This window comes from Streptomyces sp. NPDC059355 (assembly GCF_042752335.1).
Lineage (GTDB): Bacteria > Actinomycetota > Actinomycetes > Streptomycetales > Streptomycetaceae > Streptomyces.
Genome location: NZ_JBHYXN010000029.1, coordinates 56,209 through 78,357 on the forward strand (window position 1 = coordinate 56,209; position 22,149 = coordinate 78,357).

General features: G+C 73.1%; 25 protein-coding genes and 1 pseudogene. 19 read left to right on the plus strand and 7 right to left on the minus strand.

Annotated elements, in window-relative coordinates; translation table 11 throughout:
* Nucleotides 1–97: 97 nt before the first annotated feature.
* Genes hisD through hisF form a run of 8 tightly spaced genes read left to right on the plus strand, consistent with a single transcriptional unit; the run spans nucleotide 98 to nucleotide 5,808 of the window.
* Complete coding sequence (gene hisD / locus ACFXGI_RS25500) at nucleotides 98–1,420, plus strand: histidinol dehydrogenase (protein WP_384710901.1); 1,323 nt, start codon at nucleotides 98–100, stop codon at nucleotides 1,418–1,420.
* Nucleotides 1,417–2,526, plus strand: a complete 1,110-nt coding sequence (locus ACFXGI_RS25505) for a histidinol-phosphate transaminase (RefSeq protein WP_384710904.1) — start codon at nucleotides 1,417–1,419, stop codon at nucleotides 2,524–2,526. Before hisD ends, ACFXGI_RS25505 begins: the two co-directional genes overlap by 4 nt.
* Entirely contained in the window at nucleotides 2,523–3,116 is a 594-nt protein-coding gene (gene hisB, locus ACFXGI_RS25510; RefSeq protein ID WP_030155936.1) for an imidazoleglycerol-phosphate dehydratase HisB, read from the plus strand. The genes ACFXGI_RS25505 and hisB overlap by 4 nt, the downstream gene beginning before the upstream one ends.
* 2 nt (nucleotides 3,117–3,118) lie before the next feature.
* Nucleotides 3,119–3,286, plus strand: a complete 168-nt coding sequence (locus ACFXGI_RS25515; protein WP_384710907.1) for a hypothetical protein — start codon at nucleotides 3,119–3,121, stop codon at nucleotides 3,284–3,286.
* Nucleotides 3,283–3,933 (plus strand): imidazole glycerol phosphate synthase subunit HisH, encoded by a 651-nt coding sequence (gene hisH / locus ACFXGI_RS25520; protein ID WP_384710910.1) that lies wholly within the window; start codon nucleotides 3,283–3,285, stop codon nucleotides 3,931–3,933. The genes ACFXGI_RS25515 and hisH overlap by 4 nt, the downstream gene beginning before the upstream one ends.
* Entirely contained in the window at nucleotides 3,933–4,664 is a 732-nt protein-coding gene (priA, locus tag ACFXGI_RS25525; RefSeq protein WP_384710913.1) for a bifunctional 1-(5-phosphoribosyl)-5-((5-phosphoribosylamino)methylideneamino)imidazole-4-carboxamide isomerase/phosphoribosylanthranilate isomerase PriA, read from the plus strand. Before hisH ends, priA begins: the two co-directional genes overlap by 1 nt.
* Nucleotides 4,661–5,056, plus strand: coding sequence for a RidA family protein (locus ACFXGI_RS25530; RefSeq protein ID WP_384710915.1), 396 nt, complete (start codon nucleotides 4,661–4,663; stop codon nucleotides 5,054–5,056). Before priA ends, ACFXGI_RS25530 begins: the two co-directional genes overlap by 4 nt.
* Nucleotides 5,053–5,808 carry an imidazole glycerol phosphate synthase subunit HisF gene (gene hisF, locus ACFXGI_RS25535; RefSeq protein ID WP_384710918.1) on the plus strand — a complete coding sequence of 252 codons (756 nt, stop codon included), beginning with the start codon at nucleotides 5,053–5,055 and terminating at the stop codon, nucleotides 5,806–5,808. Before ACFXGI_RS25530 ends, hisF begins: the two co-directional genes overlap by 4 nt.
* A gap of 189 nt (nucleotides 5,809–5,997) precedes the next feature.
* Here the strand turns inward: hisF and ACFXGI_RS25540 are convergent, their stop codons facing one another.
* Complete coding sequence (locus ACFXGI_RS25540; RefSeq protein ID WP_384710921.1) at nucleotides 5,998–6,462, minus strand: hypothetical protein; 465 nt, start codon at nucleotides 6,460–6,462, stop codon at nucleotides 5,998–6,000.
* Between the two features lie 165 nt (nucleotides 6,463–6,627).
* The gene (locus tag ACFXGI_RS25545) at nucleotides 6,628–7,260 is read right to left on the minus strand and encodes a TIGR03085 family metal-binding protein (protein WP_384710924.1); all 633 of its coding nucleotides are present in this window, start codon (nucleotides 7,258–7,260) and stop codon (nucleotides 6,628–6,630) included.
* Nucleotides 7,261–7,344: 84 nt separating this feature from the next.
* Between ACFXGI_RS25545 and hisI the strand changes: the two genes are divergently transcribed.
* The 11 genes and pseudogenes from hisI to lgt all read left to right on the plus strand — a co-directional run bounded on the left by hisI (nucleotide 7,345) and on the right by lgt (nucleotide 16,577).
* Nucleotides 7,345–7,707 (plus strand): phosphoribosyl-AMP cyclohydrolase, encoded by a 363-nt coding sequence (gene hisI / locus ACFXGI_RS25550; protein ID WP_384710928.1) that lies wholly within the window; start codon nucleotides 7,345–7,347, stop codon nucleotides 7,705–7,707.
* Between the two features lie 18 nt (nucleotides 7,708–7,725).
* Nucleotides 7,726–9,216: an anthranilate synthase component I gene (locus ACFXGI_RS25555; RefSeq protein WP_384710931.1), complete on the plus strand. Its 1,491-nt coding sequence runs from the start codon at nucleotides 7,726–7,728 to the stop codon at nucleotides 9,214–9,216.
* A 22-nt stretch (nucleotides 9,217–9,238) separates the two neighbouring features.
* The gene (locus ACFXGI_RS25560) at nucleotides 9,239–9,886 is read left to right on the plus strand and encodes a TIGR02234 family membrane protein (RefSeq protein WP_384710934.1); all 648 of its coding nucleotides are present in this window, start codon (nucleotides 9,239–9,241) and stop codon (nucleotides 9,884–9,886) included.
* Between the two features lie 115 nt (nucleotides 9,887–10,001).
* Complete coding sequence (locus ACFXGI_RS25565; protein WP_384710937.1) at nucleotides 10,002–10,253, plus strand: HGxxPAAW family protein; 252 nt, start codon at nucleotides 10,002–10,004, stop codon at nucleotides 10,251–10,253.
* A gap of 61 nt (nucleotides 10,254–10,314) precedes the next feature.
* On the plus strand, nucleotides 10,315–10,806 hold the full coding sequence (locus tag ACFXGI_RS25570) for a DUF2752 domain-containing protein (RefSeq protein WP_384710940.1): 492 nt from the start codon (nucleotides 10,315–10,317) through the stop codon (nucleotides 10,804–10,806).
* A 172-nt stretch (nucleotides 10,807–10,978) separates the two neighbouring features.
* A complete protein-coding gene (gene trpC / locus ACFXGI_RS25575) occupies nucleotides 10,979–11,788 on the plus strand; it encodes an indole-3-glycerol phosphate synthase TrpC (protein WP_030871559.1) in 810 nt (269 codons plus the stop codon).
* Nucleotides 11,789–11,795: 7 nt separating this feature from the next.
* A complete protein-coding gene (gene trpM / locus ACFXGI_RS25580; protein ID WP_384710943.1) occupies nucleotides 11,796–12,020 on the plus strand; it encodes a tryptophan biosynthesis modulator TrpM in 225 nt (74 codons plus the stop codon).
* A 225-nt stretch (nucleotides 12,021–12,245) separates the two neighbouring features.
* Complete coding sequence (trpB, locus tag ACFXGI_RS25585) at nucleotides 12,246–13,490, plus strand: tryptophan synthase subunit beta (protein ID WP_384710946.1); 1,245 nt, start codon at nucleotides 12,246–12,248, stop codon at nucleotides 13,488–13,490.
* Nucleotides 13,487–14,302, plus strand: coding sequence for a tryptophan synthase subunit alpha (trpA, locus tag ACFXGI_RS25590; RefSeq protein ID WP_384710949.1), 816 nt, complete (start codon nucleotides 13,487–13,489; stop codon nucleotides 14,300–14,302). Before trpB ends, trpA begins: the two co-directional genes overlap by 4 nt.
* 126 nt (nucleotides 14,303–14,428) lie before the next feature.
* A pseudogene (locus ACFXGI_RS25595) lies at nucleotides 14,429–15,220 on the plus strand (thioredoxin domain-containing protein); the annotation flags it as partial.
* 292 nt (nucleotides 15,221–15,512) lie between these two features.
* Nucleotides 15,513–16,577: a prolipoprotein diacylglyceryl transferase gene (gene lgt, locus ACFXGI_RS25600; RefSeq protein WP_384710952.1), complete on the plus strand. Its 1,065-nt coding sequence runs from the start codon at nucleotides 15,513–15,515 to the stop codon at nucleotides 16,575–16,577.
* 72 nt (nucleotides 16,578–16,649) lie between these two features.
* Here lgt and ACFXGI_RS25605 read toward each other — a convergent pair whose 3' ends face one another.
* Genes ACFXGI_RS25605 through ACFXGI_RS25625 form a run of 5 tightly spaced genes read right to left on the minus strand, consistent with a single transcriptional unit; the run spans nucleotide 16,650 to nucleotide 22,144 of the window.
* Nucleotides 16,650–17,471, minus strand: a complete 822-nt coding sequence (locus ACFXGI_RS25605; protein WP_384710955.1) for an HpcH/HpaI aldolase/citrate lyase family protein — start codon at nucleotides 17,469–17,471, stop codon at nucleotides 16,650–16,652.
* Complete coding sequence (locus ACFXGI_RS25610; protein ID WP_384710958.1) at nucleotides 17,468–18,664, minus strand: CaiB/BaiF CoA transferase family protein; 1,197 nt, start codon at nucleotides 18,662–18,664, stop codon at nucleotides 17,468–17,470. The genes ACFXGI_RS25605 and ACFXGI_RS25610 overlap by 4 nt, the downstream gene beginning before the upstream one ends.
* A complete protein-coding gene (gene rbsK / locus ACFXGI_RS25615; RefSeq protein WP_384710961.1) occupies nucleotides 18,661–19,578 on the minus strand; it encodes a ribokinase in 918 nt (305 codons plus the stop codon). The genes ACFXGI_RS25610 and rbsK overlap by 4 nt, the downstream gene beginning before the upstream one ends.
* Nucleotides 19,575–21,002 carry an ADP-ribosylglycohydrolase family protein gene (locus ACFXGI_RS25620; RefSeq protein ID WP_384710964.1) on the minus strand — a complete coding sequence of 476 codons (1,428 nt, stop codon included), beginning with the start codon at nucleotides 21,000–21,002 and terminating at the stop codon, nucleotides 19,575–19,577. The genes rbsK and ACFXGI_RS25620 overlap by 4 nt, the downstream gene beginning before the upstream one ends.
* Nucleotides 20,999–22,144 (minus strand): ADP-ribosylglycohydrolase family protein, encoded by a 1,146-nt coding sequence (locus ACFXGI_RS25625; protein ID WP_384710967.1) that lies wholly within the window; start codon nucleotides 22,142–22,144, stop codon nucleotides 20,999–21,001. Before ACFXGI_RS25625 ends, ACFXGI_RS25620 begins: the two co-directional genes overlap by 4 nt.
* Nucleotides 22,145–22,149 lie beyond the last annotated feature (5 nt).

Here is a 22,149-nt window from a genome sequence, read left to right on the forward strand (position 1 = left end):
GTAGGGGAACGCTAATGGGCACCGGTGACACCCGGGGCGTGTATCAGCCAGTGATACGGGCGAACGGTGGCGGGAGGCGGTCTGAGAGAATTGGGAGGTGATCTCTCGTATCGACCTGCGCGGTGACGCCCTCCCCGAGGGCGGCACCCTGCGCGATCTGCTGCCCCGTGCCGAGTTCGACGTGGAAGCCGCCCTGGAGAAGGTGCGGCCCATCTGCGAGGACGTCCATCATCGCGGCACGGCGGCGTTGATCGAGTACGCGCAGAAGTTCGACGGCGTCACGCTGGAGCAGGTCAGGGTCCCCGCCGAGGCCCTCAAGACCGCCCTCGCCGAGCTCGACCCGGCCGTCCGCGCCGCGCTTGAGGAGTCGATCCGGCGCGCCCGGATCGTCCACCGCGAGCAGCGCCGCAGCGAACACACCACCCAGGTGGTCCCCGGCGGAACCGTGACCGAGAAGTGGGTTCCGGTCGAGCGCGTGGGCCTGTACGCCCCGGGCGGCCGCTCCGTGTACCCGTCCTCCGTCGTGATGAACGTCGTCCCGGCCCAGGAGGCGGGCGTCGAGTCGATCGCGCTCGCGTCCCCGCCGCAGAAGGAGTTCGGCGGACTGCCGCACCCCACGATCCTCGCCGCCTGCGCCCTGCTCGGCGTGGACGAGGTGTACGCGGCCGGCGGCGCCGTGGCCGTCGCGATGTTCGCGTACGGCACCGAGGACTGCCTCCCCGTCAACATGGTGACCGGCCCCGGCAACATCTGGGTCGCGGCCGCCAAGCGCTACTTCACCGGCCGCATCGGCATCGACACCGAGGCCGGCCCCACCGAGATCGCGGTCCTCGCGGACTCCACGGCCGACCCGGTGCACGTCGCCGCCGACCTGATCAGCCAGGCCGAGCACGACCCGCTGGCCGCCGCCGTGCTCGTCACGGACTCCGAGGAGCTCGCGGCCGCCGTCGAGCGCGAGCTGGAGCCGCAGGTCGCGGCCACCAAGCACGTCGAGGACCGGATCAAGCCGGCGCTCGCGGGCAGGCAGTCCGCGATCGTGCTGGTCGACAGCCTGGAGGACGGCCTCAAGGTCGTCGACGCGTACGGCGCCGAGCACCTGGAGATCCAGACCGCCGACGCCGCGGCCTGGGCCGCCCGCGTACGCAACGCCGGCGCGATCTTCGTCGGCCCGTGGGCCCCCGTCTCGCTCGGCGACTACTGCGCCGGGTCGAACCACGTGCTGCCCACCGGCGGCTGCGCCTGCCACTCCTCCGGCCTGTCCGTGCAGTCCTTCCTGCGCGGCATCCACATCGTCGACTACACGCGCGACGCCCTCGCCGAGGTCACCCACCACGTGGTGACGCTGGCCGAGGCCGAGGACCTGCCGGCGCACGGCGCGGCCCTCAAGGCGCGCTTCGGCTGGAAGGTGCCCACCCAGTGAGCTTCGGGATCGACGACCTCCCCATCCGGGACGAGCTGCGCGGCAAGACCCCGTACGGCGCCCCGCAGCTCGACGTGCCCGTCCAGCTGAACACCAACGAGAACCCGTACGAGCTCCCCGCCGAGCTCGTCGCGCGGATCGCCGAGCGCGTCGCCGACGCCGCCCGCACCCTCAACCGCTACCCCGACCGGGACGCGGTCGAGCTGCGGACCGAGCTGGCCGCGTACCTCACCCGTACGGGCAAGCACCCGGTCACCCGCGAGAACGTATGGGCCGCCAACGGCTCCAACGAGGTCATCCAGCAGCTGCTGCAGACCTTCGGCGGGCCCGGGCGGACCGCGATCGGCTTCGAGCCCTCGTACTCCATGCACGCGCTGATCGCGCGCGGCACCGGCACGGGCTGGATCTCCGGGCCGCGCCGCGAGGACTTCCGCGTCGACGTGGAGGCGGCCGAGCAGGCCATCGCCGAGAACGCGCCCGACGTCGTCTTCATCACCTCGCCCAACAACCCCACGGGCACCGCGGTCGAGGCGGAGACCGTCCTCGCCCTCTACGAGGCCGCACAGGCGGCCAAGCCCTCCCTGGTGATCGTGGACGAGGCGTACGTGGAGTTCAGCCACCGGGACTCGCTCCTGCCGCTGATCGAGGGCCGCCCGAACCTGGTGGTCTCCCGGACCATGTCCAAGGCCTTCGGCGCCGCCGGGCTGCGCCTGGGCTACCTGGCCGCCCACCCGGCCGTGGTCGACGCCGTCCAGCTCGTACGCCTGCCGTACCACCTGTCGGCCGTCACCCAGGCGACCGCGCTGGCCGCCCTGGAGCACACCGACACCCTGCTCGGCTACGTCGAACAGCTCAAGGCCGAGCGGGACCGCCTCGTCGCCGAGCTGCGGGCCACGGGCTACGAGGTCACCGAGTCCGACGCGAACTTCATCCAGTTCGGGAAGTTCGAGGACTCGCACACCGCCTGGCAGAAGATCCTCGACCAGGGTGTCCTGGTCAGGGACAACGGCGTACCGGGCTGGCTGAGGGTCACCGCCGGCACCCCGGCCGAGAACGACGCGTTCCTGGAAGCGGTTCGCGCACTGAAGAAGGAGCAGCACGCATGAGCCGCATCGGACGGGTCGAACGGACCACGAAGGAGACCTCGGTCCTCGTCGAGATAAACCTCGACGGCACCGGCAAGGTCGACGTCTCCACGGGCGTGGGCTTCTACGACCACATGCTCGACCAGCTCGGCCGCCACGGCCTCTTCGACCTCACGGTCAAGACGGACGGCGACCTGCACATCGACAGCCACCACACCATCGAGGACACCGCGCTCGCGCTCGGCGCCGCCTTCAAGCAGGCCCTCGGCGACAAGGTCGGCATCTACCGCTTCGGCAACTGCACCGTGCCGCTCGACGAGTCCCTCGCCCAGGTGACCGTCGACCTGTCCGGCCGCCCGTACCTCGTGCACACCGAGCCCGAGAACATGGCGCCGATGATCGGCGAGTACGACACGACGATGACCCGGCACATCTTCGAGTCCTTCGTCGCGCAGGCCCAGATCGCCCTGCACATCCACGTCCCGTACGGCCGCAACGCCCACCACATCGTGGAGTGCCAGTTCAAGGCCCTGGCCCGCGCCCTGCGCTACGCGGCGGAGTTCGACCCGCGCGCCGCCGGAATCCTGCCCTCCACGAAGGGCGCCCTCTAGCCGTGAACGGCCTGAACACCGTCCTGATCGTCCTCGGCCTCTTCCTGGCCGGCGGCGTCTACTCCTTCCAGAAGCAGAAGATGCCCAAGTCGGTCATCATCCTGCTCGCCATCGGCTCCGCGATGTGCCTCGCCGCCGGAGTCCTGCGGATCCAGGGGATTTGGGAATGAGCGCAGCCCGACCGACCAAGACGGTCGTGGTCTTCGACTACGGCTTCGGAAACGTACGTTCCGCCGAGCGCGCGCTGGCGCGGGTCGGGGCGGACGTCGAGATCACCCGCGACTACGACAAGGCCATGGACGCCGACGGGCTGCTCGTGCCCGGTGTCGGTGCCTTCTCGGCCTGCATGCGGGGACTCAAGGACGCCCGCGGCGACTGGATCATCGGCCGCCGGCTCTCCGGCGGGCGGCCCGTCATGGGCATCTGCGTCGGCATGCAGATCCTCTTCGAGCGCGGCATCGAGCACGGCGTGGAGACGGAGGGCCTCGACGAGTGGCCCGGCACCGTCGAGCCGCTGCGCGCCCCGATCGTGCCCCACATGGGCTGGAACACCGTGGACGCGCCGGCCGACAGCCAGGCCTTCAAGGGCCTGGACGCCGGCTCCCGGTTCTACTTCGTGCACTCGTACGCGGTCCGCGACTGGAGCCTGGAGGTCACCAACCCCGCGATCCGCGCCCCCCGGGTCACCTGGGCCACGCATGGCGAGCCCTTCGTCGCGGCGGTGGAGAACCGGGCCCTGTGGGCCACCCAGTTCCACCCCGAGAAGTCCGGCGACGCCGGCGCCCAGCTCCTCACCAACTGGATCGAGACCCTCTGATGACCGTCAGCAAGCTCGAACTGCTGCCTGCCGTCGACGTCCGCGACGGCCAGGCCGTCCGCCTCGTGCACGGCGTGTCCGGCAGCGAGACCTCCTACGGGTCCCCGCTCCAGGCGGCCCTCGCCTGGCAGGCCTCCGGCGCCGAGTGGCTCCACCTCGTCGACCTCGACGCCGCCTTCGGCACCGGTGACAACCGGGCGCTCGTCGCCGAGATCACCGGCGCCATGGACATCAAGGTCGAGCTGTCCGGCGGCATCCGCGACGACGCCTCGCTCGCCGCGGCCCTCGCCACCGGCTGCACCCGCGTCAACCTCGGAACCGCCGCCCTGGAGACCCCCGAGTGGGCCGCGAAGGCCATCGCCGAGCACGGCGACAAGATCGCGGTCGGTCTCGACGTACGCGGTACGACCCTCAAGGGCCGCGGCTGGACCAGCGAGGGCGGGGACCTCTACGAGACCCTCGCGCGCCTGGACTCCGAGGGCTGCGCCCGGTACGTCGTCACCGACATCGGCAAGGACGGCACGCTGACCGGCCCCAACCTGGAGCTGCTGAAGAACGTCTGCGCCGCCACCGACCGGCCGGTCGTGGCCTCCGGCGGCATCTCCTCGCTGGACGACCTGCGGGCGCTGGCCGGGCTGGTGCCGGCGGGCGTCGAGGGCGCGATCGTCGGCAAGGCCCTGTACGCGAAGGCCTTCACCCTGGAAGAAGCCCTGAAGGTGGTCTCCGCATGAGCTCCGACGAAGTACGCCGCATCTCCTCCGGCGGCCCCTACGAGGACGTCATCGCGTACTCCCGCGCCGTGCAGCTCCCGAACGGGCTCGTGCTCGTCTCCGGCTGCACCGCCGGCGACGCGGGCGGTCCGTACGACCAGACCGTCGCCGCGTTCGGCGTCGCGTTCAAGGCCCTCGCCCAGGCGGGACTCGGCCCCGAGGACGTGGTGCGCACCCGCATGTACCTCACCCACGCCCGCGACGTGGACGAGGTGGGCCGCGCCCACAAGACCCTCTTCGACGGCGTCCGGCCCGCCGCGACGATGCTGATCGTCTCCGGCTTCGTCGACCCGTCGATGGTCGTCGAGGTCGAGGTCGAGGCGTACGGCCCGGTGGGGGAGGCGTCCGCATGACCCTCGCCGTACGAGTGATCCCCTGCCTGGACGTGGACAACGGCCGCGTCGTCAAGGGCGTCAACTTCCAGAACCTGCGCGACGCCGGCGATCCGGTGGAGATGGCCAAGCTGTACGACGCCGAGGGCGCCGACGAGCTGACCTTCCTCGACATCACCGCGTCGTCGGGGAACCGCGAGACCACCTACGACGTGGTGCGGCGGACCGCCGAGCAGGTGTTCATCCCGCTGACCGTGGGCGGCGGCGTCCGCACCGCGGAGGACGTGGACAAGCTGCTGCGGGCCGGCGCCGACAAGGTCGGCGTGAACACCGCCGCCATCGCGCGGCCCGAGCTGATCCGGGAGATCGCGGAGCGGTTCGGCCGGCAGGTGCTGGTGCTGTCCGTGGACGCCCGGCGCACCGCGACCGGTTCCTTCGAGGTCACCACGCACGGCGGCCGCCAGGGCACCGGCATGGACGCCATCGAGTGGGCGCACCGGGCGGCCGAGCTCGGCGCCGGGGAGATCCTGCTGAACTCGATGGACGCGGACGGCACGAAGGACGGGTACGACACCGAGATGATCGCGGCCGTGCGGAAGCACGTCAGCGTCCCGGTGATCGCCTCGGGCGGCGCCGGGCGGCTGGAGCACTTCGCCCCGGCGATCGCGGCCGGAGCCGACGCGGTGCTCGCGGCCTCGGTGTTCCACTTCGGCGACCTGCGGATCGGCCAGGTCAAGGAAACGCTGCGCGAGGCGGGCCACCCGGTCCGCTGACCGGAGCCGGGCCGCACCGGCCGGGATGACGCGGGGGATCGCCCCGGTCCCCGGCCGGGCGGCGGCCGTCAGGTCGTGTCTTGCCGATCAGGCCGGGCTCGCGGGGTCCGGTGTCCGCCTTGCGAGCCACGGCACCAGACCCCGCTCCCTGATCCGGCCCGATCGACAAGACACTCCCCGGGAGACGGCCTAGCGGAAGTCGTCGAACGAGTCGGAGTCGTCCTGCTCCGGCATCTGCGGCTTCTCCTGCTTGTCGGCCTGCTGCTTGTCCGGGTTCTGCTTGTTCGCCTCCTGCTTGTCCGTCTGCTCCTGCTCGCGCACCTTGCGGAAGACCACCGCGGCGGCGTGGAAGTCGCCGGCCTTGTCGCCCGGCTGGAGGGTGGCGACCGGCTCGCCCCCACACTCCGCGTCCTCGAACAGCAGGGCCTCCGAGTCGGTCCTGTTCACGACTTCGAGGACCTTCGACGAGGCGGACGGCAGCGCGTGGCACTGGTCCGCGCCGGCATCCTTGATCTGGGCGTTCTTCTCGGCGTTCTGCTGGTCCACGTACACGTAGTCGAGGACCTTGCCGTCGTCGGCGAACGCCTGGGCTCCGGCGGGGAGGACCAGCGCGAGGGCTCCGGCGAGCGCGGCGGCAGTGGTGCGAAGACGCATGGGGGTTCCATTCCTTCCACGGTGACGACACCGAATCGGTCGGCATCCGTGACGGAGCGTAGGGAGGGGAGGGGGTGCGGAAACCTTTCCCCCCGAGGCGCCGTGCCGTTTTCACCGGCCCGGCGGAACCGGAGCCCTGCGGCGCCCGCCCCGGAGCCCCGTGCCTCAGATGCCGAGCTTGGCCGCCGTCAGCTTGGCGACGGCCTCCTTCGGGCCGTCCAGCTCCACCGCGGCCGCGTCCTGGCGGCCGAAGCAGAAGAGGGTCAGTTCGCCCGCCTCGCCGGTCACCGTCACCACCGGGGTGCCCTTGTGCGCCACCGCCGTCTGGCCGTTCGGGCGGCGCAGCACCAGGCCCACCGGCGAGCGGCGGCCCGTCAGCCGCGCCAGCTTCTCCAGACGGGACCACAGGGCGTCCGAGAACACCGGGTCCAGCGCGCGAGGCGACCAGTCCGGCTGGGCCCGCCGTACGTCCTCGGCGTGGACGTAGAACTCCACCGCGTTGGCCGCCTCGTCGATCTGCTTCACCGAGTAGAGGGACATCTTCGGCGGGCCGGTCCGGATCAGCTGGATCAGTTCCTCGTACGGCTTGGCCGTGTACTCGGCCATCGCCTTGTCCAGCCGGGCCTTCAGGACGTTCAGCAGCAGGCCGCCCGCCGCGTCCGGGCGGCGCTCCCGGACCACCACGTGCGCGGCCAGTTCCCGGGCCCGCCAGCCGTCGCACAGCGTCGGCGCCTCCGGCCCCACCGCCTCCAACAGGTCCGCCAGCAGCAGGCGTTCGCGCTTCGCATGGGTAGACATGGGGGCCACCCTACGACCGCGGGCCGTGCTTTGCCCGCCCATCAGGCGGACGGTGATCCTTCACGGCCGTCCGGGCGCGGCACAATGGCCCCCATGAGTACGTCCTCCCTCGATCCCGCCATCGCCGCCCGCCTCAAGCGCTCCGCGGACGGCCTGGTCCCGGCCATCGCCCAGCAGTACGACACCGGTGAGGTGCTCATGCTCGGCTGGATGGACGACGAGGCCCTGCACCGCACCCTGATCACCGGCCGCTGCACCTACTGGTCCCGCAGCCGCCAGGAGTACTGGGTGAAGGGGGATACGTCCGGCCACTTCCAGCACGTGAAGTCCGTCGCCCTCGACTGCGACGCCGACACCCTCCTCGTCAAGGTCGACCAGGTCGGCGCCGCCTGCCACACGGGCGCCCGTACGTGCTTCGACGCCGATGTCCTTCCGCTGGCCGAATAGGTAGGTAGGTCCCACCCCATGGATCTTGAGACGTTCCGCAAGCTCGCGGCGGACCGCCGCGTCATCCCCGTGAGCCGCAAGCTGCTGGCCGACGGTGACACCCCCGTCGGGCTCTACCGCAAGCTGGCCGCCGAACGCCCGGGCACCTTCCTCCTGGAGTCCGCCGAGAACGGCCGCTCCTGGTCCCGCTACTCCTTCGTCGGCGTCCGCAGCGCCTCCACGCTGACCGTCCGGGGTGGCCGCGCGCACTGGATCGGGACCCCGCCCGTCGGCGTCCCCACCGACGGGGACCCGCTCGACGCGCTGCGCGCCACCGTCCAGACCCTGCACACGCCCCGCGACCTCGCCGCCGGGATGCCGCCCTTCACCGGCGGAATGGTCGGCTACCTCGGCTACGACATCGTGCGCCGCCTGGAGCGCATCGGCGAGCAGACCGCCGACGACCTGGAGCTGCCCGAGCTGACCATGCTGCTCACCTCCGACCTGGCCGTCATGGACCACTGGGACGGCACGGTCCAGCTCATCGCCAACGCCATCAACCACAACGACCTCGACAGCGGCGTGGACGAGGCGTACGCGGACGCGGTGGCCCGGCTCGACGCGATGGAGGCCGATCTCGCCCGGCCCGCCCCGTACACGCCCACCCCGCTGCCCGCCTCCGAGCTGCCGGAGTTCTCGGCGCTGTGGGGCGGCGAGAAGTACCAGGAGGCCGTCGAGGACATCAAGGAGCGGATCCGGGCCGGCGAGGCCTTCCAGGTGGTGCCTTCGCAGCGGTTCGAGACCCCCTGCGCGGCCTCCGCGCTGGACGTCTACCGGGTGCTGCGGGCCACCAACCCGTCCCCGTACATGTACCTGTTCCGCTTCGAGAACGGCTTCGACGTCGTCGGGTCCAGCCCCGAGGCCCTGGTCAAGGTCGAGGACGGGCGGGCCATGGTCCACCCGATCGCCGGAACCCGCCACCGCGGGGCCACCCCGCAGGAGGACCACGAGCTCGCCGAGGAGCTGCTGGCCGACCCCAAGGAGCGCGCCGAGCACCTGATGCTCGTCGACCTGGGCCGCAACGACCTGGGCCGGGTCTGCGAGCCGGGATCGGTCGAGGTGGTCGACTTCATGTCGATCGAGCGGTACTCGCACGTCATGCACATCGTCTCGACCGTCACCGGCCGGGTCGCCGAGGGCCGGACCGCCTTCGACGTGCTGACCGCCTGCTTCCCGGCGGGCACCCTCTCGGGTGCGCCCAAGCCGCGCGCCATGCAGATCATCGAGGAGCTGGAGCCCACCCGGCGCGGACTCTACGGCGGCTGCGTCGGCTACCTCGACTTCGCCGGTGACTCCGACACGGCCATCGCCATCCGCACCGCGCTGCTGCGCGACGGCACGGCGTACGTCCAGGCGGGCGCGGGAGTCGTCGCGGATTCGGTGCCCGAGCTGGAGGACCTGGAGTGCCGCAACAAGGCCGCCGCCGTGCTGCGCGCGGTGGGAGCGGCGAACCGGCTGAACGGCTCGTGACCCGGTAGGGGATAGTGGGTACGTGAGTGCCGTACCCCCACCCCGAACCGACGCCGACGCCCCCGACGCCCCGCAGGCCCCGGAGGGCCGCGGCGGCCGCCGCAGCGTGGCCGTCGCCCTGCTGCTCGGCGCGCTCGGCGCCTCCGTCGTCCTGCTCGCCTCCGGCCGCGTCTGGGCCCGGGGCACCGCCGCCGTCGGGGGCGGCTCGCTGCCGCTCACCGCGGACGGGCGGGCCGTCACCGGGCTGCCGGCGGCCCTGGCCATCGTGGGCCTCGCGGCCCTGGTGGCCGTGTTCGCCGTACGCGGCAGGAGCCGGCTGCTGGTCTCCGGGCTGCTCGCGCTGAGCGGCCTGGGCGCGGCCCTGGCCGCCGTACTGGCCGCCGACGACCGACAGGCCCTGGACGCGCAGGCCGCCCGTACGACGGCGGACACGGCGGCGCAGGTGGGGGCGCTGACCCACACGGCCTGGCCGTACATCACGGCCGCCGGCGCGGCCCTGATCCTGGTCGCCGGACTGCTGGCCCTGCGGTTCGGCAGCGGCTGGCCGGCGATGGGCGGCCGCTACGAGCGGGACGGCAGCCCCCGGCCCCGCAAGGCGGCGGTGGTGGACCCCGACCGGCCCGAGGACCTGTGGAAGGCCCTGGACCGCGGCGAGGACCCCACCCGCTGACCACGCATCCCGTCCGGTGCGGGACAATGAGCACCGAGCATTCGACACAAGCCGTGTTTTCCGAACACCCTGCGTCTTCTGAACACCCTGCGACAGAGCAAACGAGGAGCAACTCATGGCGGGCACTAGCCACGGACACACCCCGGCCGCCTGGACCGGTGTCATCATCGCCTTCATCGGTTTCTGCATCTCCGGCGCCTTCATGGTGCTCGCCAACCCGCTCGGGTTCTGGGCCGGTCTCGTCGTGGTCGCGCTCGGCGGTGTGGTCGGTCTGGCGATGAAGGCCGCGGGCATGGGCATGCCGAAGCCCGCCCACGAGGACCTGGCCGTGGTCATCGCCGCGAACAAGGCCACCGTCAAGGTCTGACCGGCCGAGTGCCGGTGAACGGTTTCGAAAGGCGCGGCCCCGTTGGGCTGCGCCTTTTGTCATGAGCGGAGAGAATCAGCGCGTGGACGCCCCTCACAGCCCCTACGCCGCGCCGCCCGCCCCCGTGCCGCCTGCGCCGCCCGCGCCGCCGCAGAGCCGCCTGCGGCGACTGGCCTCGCCGGGGCTGACGCTGGCCGCGGCGGGTCTGGCGTTTGCGTACGTGGGCACCGTGGATCCCAATGAACCCGGCCACTATCCGGTCTGCCCGCTATTCCGGCTGACCGGAATCCTCTGCCCCGGATGCGGCGGTCTGCGCAGTGCGCACGCGTTCGCCCACGGCGACCTGATCGCCGCTTTGGGGGCAAATGCCCTGGCCGTCGTCGGCTACTTCGTCTTCGCAGGGTTCATGATCCTGTGGCTGGTTCGCGCCGGTCGCGGCGGTCCGACCCCGCGTTTTGCCCTGCGGCGGCCGCACTGGTGGGCCATCGGGGTGCTGGCACTGGTCTTCGTGGTGGTCCGAAACCTGCCCTTCGGGGCCGCACTGGCCCCGTGAGGACCGGGAGATTTCCTTATGAATCCCCGATTCCGAATGTCCATTCCATGGGACGCCGTCAACCGCGTGCGGAGGGCAAGGCCTCCTGCGGATATCATTTGATTGCTGACCTTGCAGTTGTACGTGTCTGCAAGGCGGCCGACCGTCATCGACCCGGAAGGGGGCCGCTCGCGTGAGTGTGCTCGACGAGATCATCGAAGGGGTCCGCGAAGACCTTGCCGAACGGCAGGCCCGCGTGAGCCTCGACGAGCTCAAGGAGCGTGCCGCCAAGGCGCCCCAGGCCAAGGACGGCGTCGCTGCCCTGCGCGGCGACAGCGTCAAGGTGATCTGCGAGGTCAAGCGCTCCAGTCCCTCCAAGGGCGCGCTGGCCGCCATCGCCGATCCGGCCGGGCTGGCCGCCGACTACGAGGCGGGCGGTGCGGCGGTCATCTCCGTCCTCACCGAGCAGCGCCGTTTCGGTGGCTCGCTGGCCGACCTGGAGGCCGTCCGCGCACGCGTGGACATCCCGATCCTGCGCAAGGACTTCATCGTCACGGCGTACCAGCTGTGGGAGGCCCGCGCCTACGGCGCCGACCTCGTGCTGCTGATCGTCGCGGCCCTGGAGCAGGAGGCCCTCGTCTCCCTGATCGAGCGGGCCGAGTCCATCGGACTCACCCCGCTCGTCGAGGTCCACGACGAGGACGAGGTCGAGCGCGCGGTTGCGGCCGGCGCCAAGATCATCGGCGTCAACGCCCGCAACCTCAAGGACCTCAAGGTCGACCGCTCCACCTTCGAGCGCGTCGTCGGCGAGATCCCGGCCCACATCGTCAAGGTTGCCGAGTCCGGCATCCGCGGGCCGCACGACCTGATCGCCTACGCCAACGAGGGCGCCGACGCCGTCCTCGTCGGGGAGTCCCTGGTCACCGGACGCGACCCGAAGGCGGCCGTGGCCGACCTCGTCGCCGCCGGCGCCCACCCCGCCCTGCGCCACGGACGGAGCTGACCGTCCCATGGCTCCCGACCGCCCCTCCGTCCGCACGCCGCACGTGCCGCAGGCAGCTCGCCGCGGCCCGGCCGGCGTGCCGACGGCGTACGCGCCCCTGGCGCGCGGCTGCCGCCCCCGCGGCTGCCGCGCCCCGGCCCGGCGCGTGCACGGGCGGCGGGTCCGGTACGTGATCGGCTCCGAGCCCGGTCAGGTCAACGGCATGCGATGGCGCACCGCAGGCGCGCTGTAACGAGGACCGCCCTGGTCCGGTACGCCTGACGCCACCGTTCCATCTCACGGTGCCGGCGTACCGCCCTGCGCGGTGCTCGCTTACGGTCCGTCGCCCCGGGCCGCCGGCCCCGGGCACGGGCCGCTGCGCCCGTACGCATCCCACCCCCGCAGCGGGGTGCGCGTGCGGCGGGCCCGCGGCGCAATACGGTGCACCCATCCCATCGCACCCGTAGGAGTACTGGCCATGTCCAGCAGCTCGTTCTTCATTCCGGACCCGGAGGGTCACGTCCCCAACGCCGAGGGCTACTTCGGCGACTTCGGCGGCAAGTTCATCCCGGAGGCGCTCGTCGCCGCCGTGGACGAGGTCGCCGTCGAGTACGAGAAGGCCAAGGGCGACCCGGCCTTCGCGGCCGAGCTCAACGACCTCATGGTCAACTACACCGGTCGGCCCAGCGCCCTCACCGAGGTGTCCCGGTTCGCCGAGCACGCCGGCGGCGCCCGGATCTTCCTCAAGCGCGAGGACCTCAACCACACCGGCTCGCACAAGATCAACAACGTGCTGGGCCAGGCGCTGCTCACCAAGCGCATGGGCAAGACCCGCGTCATCGCCGAGACCGGAGCCGGCCAGCACGGCGTGGCCACCGCCACCGCCTGCGCCCTCTTCGGCCTCGAGTGCACCGTCTACATGGGCGAGATCGACACCCAGCGCCAGGCCCTGAACGTGGCCCGCATGCGGATGCTGGGCGCCGAGGTCATCGCCGTGAAGTCCGGCTCCCGGACCCTCAAGGACGCCATCAACGAGGCGTTCCGCGACTGGGTCGCCAATGTGGACCGCACCCACTACCTCTTCGGTACGGTCGCCGGCCCGCACCCCTTCCCGGCCATGGTCCGCGACTTCCACCGGGTCATCGGCGTCGAGGCCCGCCGCCAGATCCTGGAGCGCGCCGGCCGGCTGCCCGACGCCGTCGCCGCCTGCGTCGGCGGCGGTTCCAACGCCATCGGCCTCTTCCACGCCTTCATCCCGGACACCGGGGTCCGCCTGGTCGGCTTCGAGCCCGCCGGGCACGGCGTCGAGACGGGCGAGCACGCGGCCACGCTGACCGCGGGCGAACCGGGGATCCTGCACGGCTCCCGCAGTTACGTCCTCCAGGACGAAGAGGGCCAGATCACCGAGCCGTACTCGATCTCGGCCGGCCTGGACTACCCGGGCATCGGCCCCGAGCACTCCTACCTCAAGGACAGCGGCCGCGGCGAGTACCGCGCGGTCACCGACGACGCCGCCATGCAGGCCCTGCGCCTGCTCTCCCGCACGGAGGGCATCATCCCGGCGATCGAGTCGGCGCACGCGCTCGCGGGCGCCCTCGACCTGGGCAAGGAGCTCGGCAAGGACGGGCTGATCGTGGTCAACCTGTCCGGCCGCGGCGACAAGGACATGGACACGGCGGCCCGCTACTTCGGGCTGTACGACGGCGAGGGGGAGACCAAGTGAGCACCGGGAACATCCAGCTGCTGAGCGACACCCTCGCGAAGGCCAGGTCCGAGGACCGTGCGGCCCTCGTCGCCTACCTCCCGGCCGGGTTCCCGACCGTCGACGGCGGGATCGAGGCCGTCAAGGCCGTCATCGCGGGCGGAGCGGACGTGGTCGAGGTCGGCCTCCCGCACAGCGACCCGGTCCTGGACGGCGCGATCATCCAGACCGCCGACGACATCGCCCTGCGCGGCGGAGTCAAGATCGCCGACGTGCTGCGCACCGTGCGCGAGGCGCACGCGGCGACCGGGGCGCCGGTGCTGGTGATGACGTACTGGAACCCGATCGACCGCTATGGCGTCGAGCGGTTCGCCGCCGAGCTGGCCGCGGCGGGCGGCGCGGGCTGCATCCTGCCCGACCTGCCGGTCCAGGAGTCCGCGCTGTGGCGTGAGCACGCCGACAAGCACGGTCTGGCGACCGTCTTCGTCGTCGCTCCGAGCAGCAAGGACGAGCGCCTGGCGACCATCACCGCCGCCGGTTCCGGATTCGTCTACGCCGCCTCGCTGATGGGTGTCACCGGCACCCGCGAGTCGGTCGGCAACGAGGCCCAGGAGCTGGTCCGCCGTACGCGTAACACCACCGAGCTTCCGGTCTGCGTGGGCCTCGGCGTCTCGAACGCGGTGCAGGCCAAGGAGGTCGCGGGGTTCGCCGACGGGGTGATCGTCGGCTCGGCCTTCGTGAAGCTGCTGCTGGACGCGCCGGACCTGCCGGCCGGGCTCACGGCCGTACGGGCCCTGGCGGGCGAGCTCGCGGAAGGCGTCCGCAGGGGCTGACGAGCTCGCCGGCGGAAGCGGGCGTTCGATCGGCGCCGCGAACCCGTGAGCGGGTTCTGTAGCCCGATCGGGTGGAAGTGGGAGCGGGGAGGCACGCGAGTGTCTCCCCGCTTCGTTTGGCCGAACGTGAGCGAGAAGAACGACGGTGCGAACCGCGAAGCGAAACGATCGGCCCGCGAGCGGCTCCAGGTGGAGCGCGAGCGCGAGAAGAAGAGGGAGAAGCGGCGGCGGACCCTCGTCGTGGCGTCGGCCGTGGTCGGCGTCCTCGGCCTGGCGGCCGTCGTCGGCCTGATCGCGGCCAACACCAACAAGGGCGACAAGTCGGAGGCCGCGGGCCCGGTGACCGCCCCCTCCGGGGCCACCGGCAAGGACGCGCTCGCCATCCAGGCCGGCAAGCCCGAGGCCAAGTCCACGCTGACGGTGTGGGAGGACTTCCGCTGCCCGGCGTGCAAGTCCTTCGAGACCAACTACCGGGACACGATCCACGAGCTGGAGGCCAAGGGCCTGCTCAAGGTCGACTACCACCTGGTCACCCTGATCGACGGGAACATGGGCGGCAGCGGCTCGCTGAAGGGCGCCAACGCGGCCGCCTGCGCGCAGGACGCCGGGAAGTTCCCCGCGTACCACGACGTCCTGTTCGAGAACCAGCCTCAGGAGACGGACGACGCGTACGGGAACAACGCGAAGCTGCTGGAGCTGGCGGGCAAGGTGGACGGGCTGGTCACCCCCGAATTCCGCAAGTGCGTCGAGGACGGGACGCACAACAGCTGGGTCAACAAGTCCTACGAGGCCTTCCGCGCCGGGAAGTTCCGGGGCACCCCGAGCGTGCTGCTGAACGGCAAGGACATCTTCGCCGACCAGGCCAACCCGGTGACCCCGCAGAAGCTCAAGGAGCAGGTGGAGGCCGCCGCGAAGGGCAGCGGGGGCGGGAACGCCTCGGCTTCGCCGTCCTCGTCCGCATCGCCCTCGGCTTCGCACTCCGCCTCGCCGAGCGCCTCCGCGAGGGGGGCGAAGAGCGGGGGCTCCGCGTCGCCGTCCGCCTCGTCCTCCGCCGTGGCGAAGTCCTCCTCCGGCGGGACGGGCTCGCGGGCCGGCTCGGCCGGCGCCGCGAAGGGGGCCGGCGAGGACTGATCTGCCCGTCTCGATTTGGCGCCAGGTTGCCGGGCGGGTTGCGGTGCGTACCGCCCGGCAGGGTAGCGTCGGCTCTGCCATGAACCTTGCCTATATCCCCAGCCCGTCGACCGGCGTGATCCATCTCGGACCGATCCCGCTGCGCGGCTACGCGTTCTGCATCATCATCGGCGTCTTCGTCGCCGTCTGGCTCGGCAACAAGCGGTGGATCGCGCGCGGCGGAAAGCCGGGAACCGTCGCGGACATCGCCGTGTGGGCGGTGCCGTTCGGCCTGGTCGGCGGTCGCCTCTACCACGTGATCACCGACTACCAGCTGTACTTCGGCGAGGGCCGCAACTGGGTCGACGCCTTCAAGATCTGGGAGGGCGGCCTCGGCATCTGGGGCGCGATCGCGCTGGGCGCGGTGGGCGCCTGGATCGGCTGCCGCCTGCGCGGCATCCCGCTGCCGGCCTGGGCCGACGCCCTGGCCCCCGGCATCGCGCTGGCCCAGGCCTGCGGCCGCTGGGGCAACTGGTTCAACCAGGAGCTGTACGGGCGGGCCACCGACCTGCCCTGGGCCGTCGAGATCAGCGACGGCCCGAACCGGATCGCCGGCACCTACCACCCGACCTTCCTGTACGAGTCGCTGTGGTGCCTCGGCGTCGCCGCGCTCGTGATCTGGGCCGACCGCCGCTTCAAGCTCGGCCACGGCCGGGCGTTCGCCCTGTACGTCGCCGCGTACTGCGTGGGCCGCGGCTGGATCGAGTACATGCGCGTCGACGAGGCGCACCACATCCTCGGCGTCCGGCTGAACGTGTGGACCTCGATCGTGGTCTTCATCCTGGCCGTGGTCTACCTCGTGCTGTCGGCGAAGCTGCGCCCGGGCCGCGAGGAGGTCGTCGAGCCGGACCGCGGGCCCGCGGCATCGGACCCCGCGACCAAGGACGCGGCGGACGACGGGGCGAAGGACGCCGCCGCCGGGGCGAAGGACTCCGAGGACGGGGAATCCGGGCCGAAGACGGACGCCACGGCCGAGGCCACGGCCGATGCCGAGGCCACGGCCGATGCCGATGTCGCGGCCACGGGCGATGCCGCTTCCGACGGCGGGACCGAGGACACCGTGACGGCGGACGCCGAGGCTCCGAAGACCGCGAAGAAGCTCTGACCTGATCCTCCGGGCCACACGGGAGGGGCGCCGCGCACACCGCGCGGCGCCCCTCCCGTTCCGCGTCCGGGGTCAGGACAGGACGGGGGACTCCCGCCGGGCGAGGGCGACGACCCGTTCCGCGCCCGCCAGCACCGCCGGGTCGACGAAGCGGCCGTCAGGCAGGGCCACCGCCCCCGGGGTGCGGCGGGCGGCCGCGACGATCTCCTCGGCGGCGGTGACCTCGGCGGGCCCGGGCAGGTAGGCCCGCTCGATCACCGGCAGCTGGCGCGGGTGGATCGCCGCCCGGCCCAGGAACCCCAGGGCCCGGCCGCGCTCGCAGGAGACGGCCAGCGCCTCCAGGTCCCGGATGTCGGGGAACACCGACTGCGCGGGCGGGGCCAGCCCCGCCGCCCGGGCCGCGACCACCACCCGCGAGCGGGGCCAGTCCAGCCCCGCCTCCGCGCTGATGCCCAGATCGGCCCCGAGGTCGGCCTCGCCGAGCGAGAGCCCGCGCAGGGCGGGGTGCGCGCGGGCGATCTCGTACGCGCGCTCCACGGCCAGCGCCGACTCCAGCATGGCGTGGAGGGCCACCCCGCCGGTGCGGTCGGCGACGGCGGCGATCTGCTCCGGGGCCGTGATCTTCGGCAGCCGCAGCCCCGACAGGCCGCGCAGCCCGGTCAGGGCGGTGAGGTCGGCGCCGGCCCAGGGGGAGTCCAGGGCGTTGACCCGTACGAACACCGGGACTGGAGGCCGCTCGGCCAGCCGTTCCGCGGTGGCGGCGCGGGCGTACTCCTTGCGGGAGGCCGACACCGCGTCCTCCAGGTCGAGGATGACGGCGTCGGCCCCGGAGCGCAGCGCCTTGGCGACCACCTCGGGGCGGTCGCCGGGTACGTAGAGCCAGGTCAGGATCACAGGGCCCCCTCCATCCGCAGTGCGCTGATCTCGGCGTCGGACAGGCCGAGTTCGGTGAGCACGGCGTCGGTGTCCGCGCCGTGCGGGCGGCCCGCCCAGCGGATCCCACCGGGGGTCTCGGACAGCCGGAACAGGACGTTCTGCATCCGGAGCGGGCCGAGTTCGGGGTCCTCCACCTCGGTGACGGTGTCCAGGGCCGCGAACTGCGGATCGGCCATGACGTCCCGTACGTCGTAGACGAGGGCCACGGCGGCCTCGGCCTCCTCGAACGCGGCGACCACGTCGTCGGCCTTGTGCCGGCCGATCCAGCCGCCGACCGCCTCGTCGAGCAGGGGTGCGTGGGCGGCCCGGCCGGAGCCGGTCGCGAACCAGGGCTCGGTGATCAGCTCGGGCCGGCCGACGAGCCGCATGACGCGTTCCGCGATGGACTGGGCGGAGGTGGAGACGGCCAGCCAGCGGCCGTCGGCGCTGCGGTAGGTGTTGCGCGGGGCGTTGTTGGCGGAGCGGTTGCCGGTGCGCGGCTGGACGTAGCCGAGCTGGTCGTACCAGAGCGGGTGCGGGCCCAGCACGGTGAGGATCGGCTCGATGATGGCCAGGTCCACCACCTGCCCGTGGCCGGTGCGCGTCAGCCCGGCGAGCGCGGTCATCACGGCGTACGCGGTGGTCAGCGCGGCGATGGAGTCGGCGAGGCCGAAGGGCGGCAGGGTGGGCGGCCCGTCGGGCTCCCCGGTGATCGAGGCGAAGCCGCTCATCGCCTCCGCCAGGGTGCCGAAGCCGGGGCGGTGGGCGTACGGGCCCTGCTGGCCGAAGGCCGTGACGCGGGCCAGGACCAGCCGCGGGTTGGCGGCGGACAGCTCGGGCCAGCCCAGGCCCCACTTCTCCAGGGTGCCCGGGCGGAAGTTCTCGATGACCACGTCGGCGGTGGCGGCCAGCCTCAGCAGGGTGTCGCGCCCGCCGGGGGTGGAGAGGTCGAGGGTCATCGTCCGCTTGTTCCGGCCGAGGAGCTTCCACCACAGGCCGATGCCGTCCTTGGCGGGTCCGTGGCCGCGCGAGGGGTCCGGGCGCACCGGGTGCTCGACCTTGACCACGTCGGCGCCGAAGTCGCCGAGCAGGGTGGCGGCGAGGGGCCCGGCGAAGAGGGTGGCGAGGTCCAGCACGCGCACGCCCTGCAGCGGCCCCTGGCCGGGGTTCACGCGCGGGCTCCGGGGAGGGCGCCGGCCGCGGCGAAGGCGTCCGTCTCGGCGCGGGCCGGCATCGAGTCCTGGGCCCCCGCGCGCTGGACGGAGAGCGCGGCTGCGGCCGAGGCCCAGCGCAGCGCCTCCGGCATGGCGCGGCCCTCCCCGAGGGCCACCGCGAGTGTCCCGACGAAGGTGTCCCCGGCGGCGGTGGTGTCCACGGCCCGGACCCGGGGCGCGGGCACGGTCAGCGGCTCCCGTCCGCGGGCCGCGTACAGGGACCCGGCCGGGCCGAGGGTGATGACGACCTCCGGGACCTGGTGGAGCAGGGCCTCGGCGGCCTGGTACGGGTCGGTGAGCCCGGTCAGGGCGGCGGCCTCGTGCTCGTTGGGGACCAGCAGGTCGGTGACGGCGAGGAGTTCCCCGGGCAGCGGCTGGGCGGGGGCCGGGGTGAGGACCGTACGGACGCCGTGGGCGCGGGCGGCGAGCGCCCCGGCGAGGACGGCGGACAGCGGGAGTTCGAGCTGGAGCAGCAGCGAGTCGGCGGCGCCGATGCGGGAGTCGTCGCCCGTCTCCAGACCGGTGACGCGGGCGTTGGCGCCGGGGATGACGATGATGCTGTTGCCGCCCTCGTCGTCCACGGTGATGTGGGCGGTGCCGCTGGCGCCCTCGACGGTGCGCAGGGCCGCCGTCTCGACCCCGGCCGCGGTGAGCGCGGAGCGCAGCCGTACGCCGAACCCGTCGGCGCCGACCGCGCCGATCATCACCACCTCCCCGCCGCTGCGGGCGGCGGCGACGGCCTGGTTGGCGCCCTTGCCGCCGGGGACGGTGCGGAACTCGCGGCCGGTGACGGTCTCCCCGAGGCGGGGGGCCTTGGGGACGTAGGCGACGAGGTCCATGTTGGTACTGCCGAGCACGGCGATGGCCGTCATGGGCGGGCTGCCTCCTGTGCGGTGAGCTGGGCGAGGGTGTCGAAGCCGATGCCGTCGAAGCCGGGGACGGTGGTGGCGAGGCGGTTCTTGAGGGGGGCGGACCAGCGCTGCGGGACGCCGTCAGGGTCGACGAGCGCGGCGAGGGAGCCGGCGGTGGCGCCGTTGGAGTCGGTGTCCCAGCCGCCGGACACGGCACGGCAGACGGAGCGGGTGAAGTCCCCGTCGGCGTGGGTGAGGGCGGCGGCGACGAGGGCGGTGTTGGGGACGGCGTGGACCCAGTGGTAGTGGCCGTACCGCTCGTGGAGGTCGTCGACGACGCGGTCGAAGTCGGTGTGCCGCCCGGCCGTGTCGACGGCGTGGCGGACGGCCTCGGCGAGGCGCGAGCGGGGCGGTACGACGGCCAGCCCGGCCCGCAGCGCGGTGTGGACGTCGGCCCGGCCCCCGGCGGCCTCGGCGAGGGCGGCGGCGGCGAAGAGGGCCGCGTAGAGGCCGTTTCCGGTGTGGGTCAGGGCGGCGTCCCGGTACGCCTGGGCCGCGGCGGCGGCCGGGTCGCCGGGGTTGGTCCAGCCGTGGACGTCGGCCCGGATGAGGGCGCCGATCCACTCGCGGAAGGGGTTGTGGTGGGTGGCGGTGGCCGGGGGCTCCAGCCCTTGGAGGAGGTTGCGGTAGGCGAGGCGCTCGGCGGTGAAGGTGCGGCCTGCGGGCAGCTCGTCGAGCCAGAGCCGGCCGAGGTCGGCGGTGGTGAAGCGCTTGCCGTGGCGCCGGAGCAGCCGGAGCCCCAGGAGGGGGTGGTTCAGATCGTCGTCCTCGGGCATGCCGTCGATGTTCTCAGCGAGGGAGGTGGCGGCGGAACGCCGGTTCCAGGGGTGGGCGGCCAGGAGCTCCGCGGGTACGCCGCGTTCGGTGAACCAGTCCGACAGGGGCCAGTTCCCGGCGGCCCGGCCCAGCGCCCGGATCGCGTGCAGCGGCAGCTTCTCGACGGGCTTGCCGAGCAGGCACCCCACGGCCCGCCCCACCCAGGCCCGCTCCAGCCGGACCGTCAGCTCCGGCGCACCGGGGGCGGAGCCGGAGCGGGCCGCCCCCGGCACGGGCCAGGTGGCGGTGACGGCCGGCCAGGCGGTCGGCTCGTCGGCGGCCAGCGGGGAGGGCAGCTCGGCGAGTTCGGACAGGAGGCGGGTGGCCAGGGCCCGCAGCTCAGGCGGGGCCGGGACGGCGGAGGCGCCGGCCCGGCCGGGGGCCGGGGGCCCGCCCGCCGCGAGCCAGGCGCGGAGCAGCGGCTCGGCGTCCCGCCCGTCCTCGGCGGCCTGCCGCAGCTCGTGTCCGACCAGGTCCTCCGGCTGGACCCAGGTGAGCCGGACGGCCGGGGCGGGGCTCACCGGAGCGGGGCTCACCGGGGCGCGGCTCGTCGGCGGGGCCGGGCTCATCGGGAGGCGGCGATCGCGGCGAAGGCCGATTCGTGGGCCCGGCGGCGGGCCCGGTCCCGCGTGAAGACCTCGCGGGCCACCGCCGCCAGTGCCGTCGCCGGGGCGTGCAGGTCGAGGCGGCTGGCCTCGGCGACCTCCTTGGCCCAGGCCGGCGGGACCGCACCGACGCCCGCCAGGGCTCCGGCGATCGCCCCCGCCATCGTGGCGATGGAGTCGCAGTCCCGGCCGTAGTTGACGGCCCCGAGCACCGAGCCCTCGTACACCCCGCCGGCGACGACCAGCATGCCGAGCGCGATCGGCAGTTCCTCGATCGCGTGGAGGCGGGAGGGGCGGCGGGCGCCGAGGGAAGGGGCGCGGTAGTCCGGGCCGACCGAGTCGTACGGGGCCACCGCCGCGCGGAGCGGGGCCAGGGCCGACTCGAAGTCCCGGTGGTGCGCGGCCGCTTCGCACACCGCCGCGATCGTGTCCCGCGTGCCGTCCTTGGCCAGCGCGAGGGCCGTGTCCACCACCGACGAAGCCGTCGCCCCCGGCACGCAGGCCGCCGCCACCGCCGCCGCGAAGACGCCCGCCGCCTCCCGCCCGTACGAGGACTGGTGCGCCCCTGCGATGTCCAGGGCCTCCGCGTACGCCCCCGCCGGATTCCCCGCGTTGACGATGCCGACCGGCGCCATGTACATCGCCGCCCCGCAGTTGACGATGTTGCCGCTGCCGGCCTCGCGCGGGTCGACGTGGCCGTAGTGCAGGCGGCTCACGATCCACTTCTCCGCGAGGAAGATCCGCTGCAAGGGCAGGGCCTGCGCCTCCAGTTCGGGGATCCAGCGCGGGTTCGTCATCAGGTCCGGGACCAGGTGCTCGGCGACCGCGTACGCGTCCAGGTGGTCGCGTACGGCCTCGTAGACCCGTACGAGCGCGTGCGTCATGAGGGTGTCGTCGGTGACGTGGCCGTCGCCCTTGTGGTACGGCGCGATGGGGCGGGCCGTACGCCAGTCCTCGTGCCACGGGCCGACGATGCCGTGCACGCGGCCGCCGTGCCGTTCCGCGATCTGGTCCGGGGACCAGCCCTCCACCGGGCCGCCGAGCGCGTCGCCGACGGCGGCCCCGACGAGGCAGCCAGCCGCCCGGTCTTCGAGAGTGAGCGTCATGTCCG

What these genes read in the sequence shown, in the direction of transcription:
- hisH (WP_384710910.1), top strand. Translation starts at nt 3,283, where the DNA reads ATGAGCGCAGCCCGACCGACCAAGACGGTCGTGGTCTTCGACTACGGC.
- ACFXGI_RS25555 (WP_384710931.1), top strand. Translation starts at nt 7,726, where the DNA reads ATGGATCTTGAGACGTTCCGCAAGCTCGCGGCGGACCGCCGCGTCATC.
- priA (WP_384710913.1), top strand. Translation starts at nt 3,933, where the DNA reads ATGACCGTCAGCAAGCTCGAACTGCTGCCTGCCGTCGACGTCCGCGAC.
- ACFXGI_RS25565 (WP_384710937.1), top strand. Translation starts at nt 10,002, where the DNA reads ATGGCGGGCACTAGCCACGGACACACCCCGGCCGCCTGGACCGGTGTC.
- lgt (WP_384710952.1), top strand. Translation starts at nt 15,513, where the DNA reads ATGAACCTTGCCTATATCCCCAGCCCGTCGACCGGCGTGATCCATCTC.
- hisF (WP_384710918.1), top strand. Translation starts at nt 5,053, where the DNA reads ATGACCCTCGCCGTACGAGTGATCCCCTGCCTGGACGTGGACAACGGC.
- trpB (WP_384710946.1), top strand. Translation starts at nt 12,246, where the DNA reads ATGTCCAGCAGCTCGTTCTTCATTCCGGACCCGGAGGGTCACGTCCCC.
- trpM (WP_384710943.1), top strand. Translation starts at nt 11,796, where the DNA reads ATGGCTCCCGACCGCCCCTCCGTCCGCACGCCGCACGTGCCGCAGGCA.
- ACFXGI_RS25570 (WP_384710940.1), top strand. Translation starts at nt 10,315, where the DNA reads ATGAGCGGAGAGAATCAGCGCGTGGACGCCCCTCACAGCCCCTACGCC.
- ACFXGI_RS25625 (WP_384710967.1), bottom strand. Translation starts at nt 22,144, where the DNA reads ATGACGCTCACTCTCGAAGACCGGGCGGCTGGCTGCCTCGTCGGGGCC.
- rbsK (WP_384710961.1), bottom strand. Translation starts at nt 19,578, where the DNA reads ATGACGGCCATCGCCGTGCTCGGCAGTACCAACATGGACCTCGTCGCC.
- ACFXGI_RS25540 (WP_384710921.1), bottom strand. Translation starts at nt 6,462, where the DNA reads ATGCGTCTTCGCACCACTGCCGCCGCGCTCGCCGGAGCCCTCGCGCTG.
- ACFXGI_RS25530 (WP_384710915.1), top strand. Translation starts at nt 4,661, where the DNA reads ATGAGCTCCGACGAAGTACGCCGCATCTCCTCCGGCGGCCCCTACGAG.
- ACFXGI_RS25620 (WP_384710964.1), bottom strand. Translation starts at nt 21,002, where the DNA reads ATGAGCCCGGCCCCGCCGACGAGCCGCGCCCCGGTGAGCCCCGCTCCG.
- hisI (WP_384710928.1), top strand. Translation starts at nt 7,345, where the DNA reads ATGGCCCCCATGAGTACGTCCTCCCTCGATCCCGCCATCGCCGCCCGC.
- ACFXGI_RS25545 (WP_384710924.1), bottom strand. Translation starts at nt 7,260, where the DNA reads ATGTCTACCCATGCGAAGCGCGAACGCCTGCTGCTGGCGGACCTGTTG.
- hisB (WP_030155936.1), top strand. Translation starts at nt 2,523, where the DNA reads ATGAGCCGCATCGGACGGGTCGAACGGACCACGAAGGAGACCTCGGTC.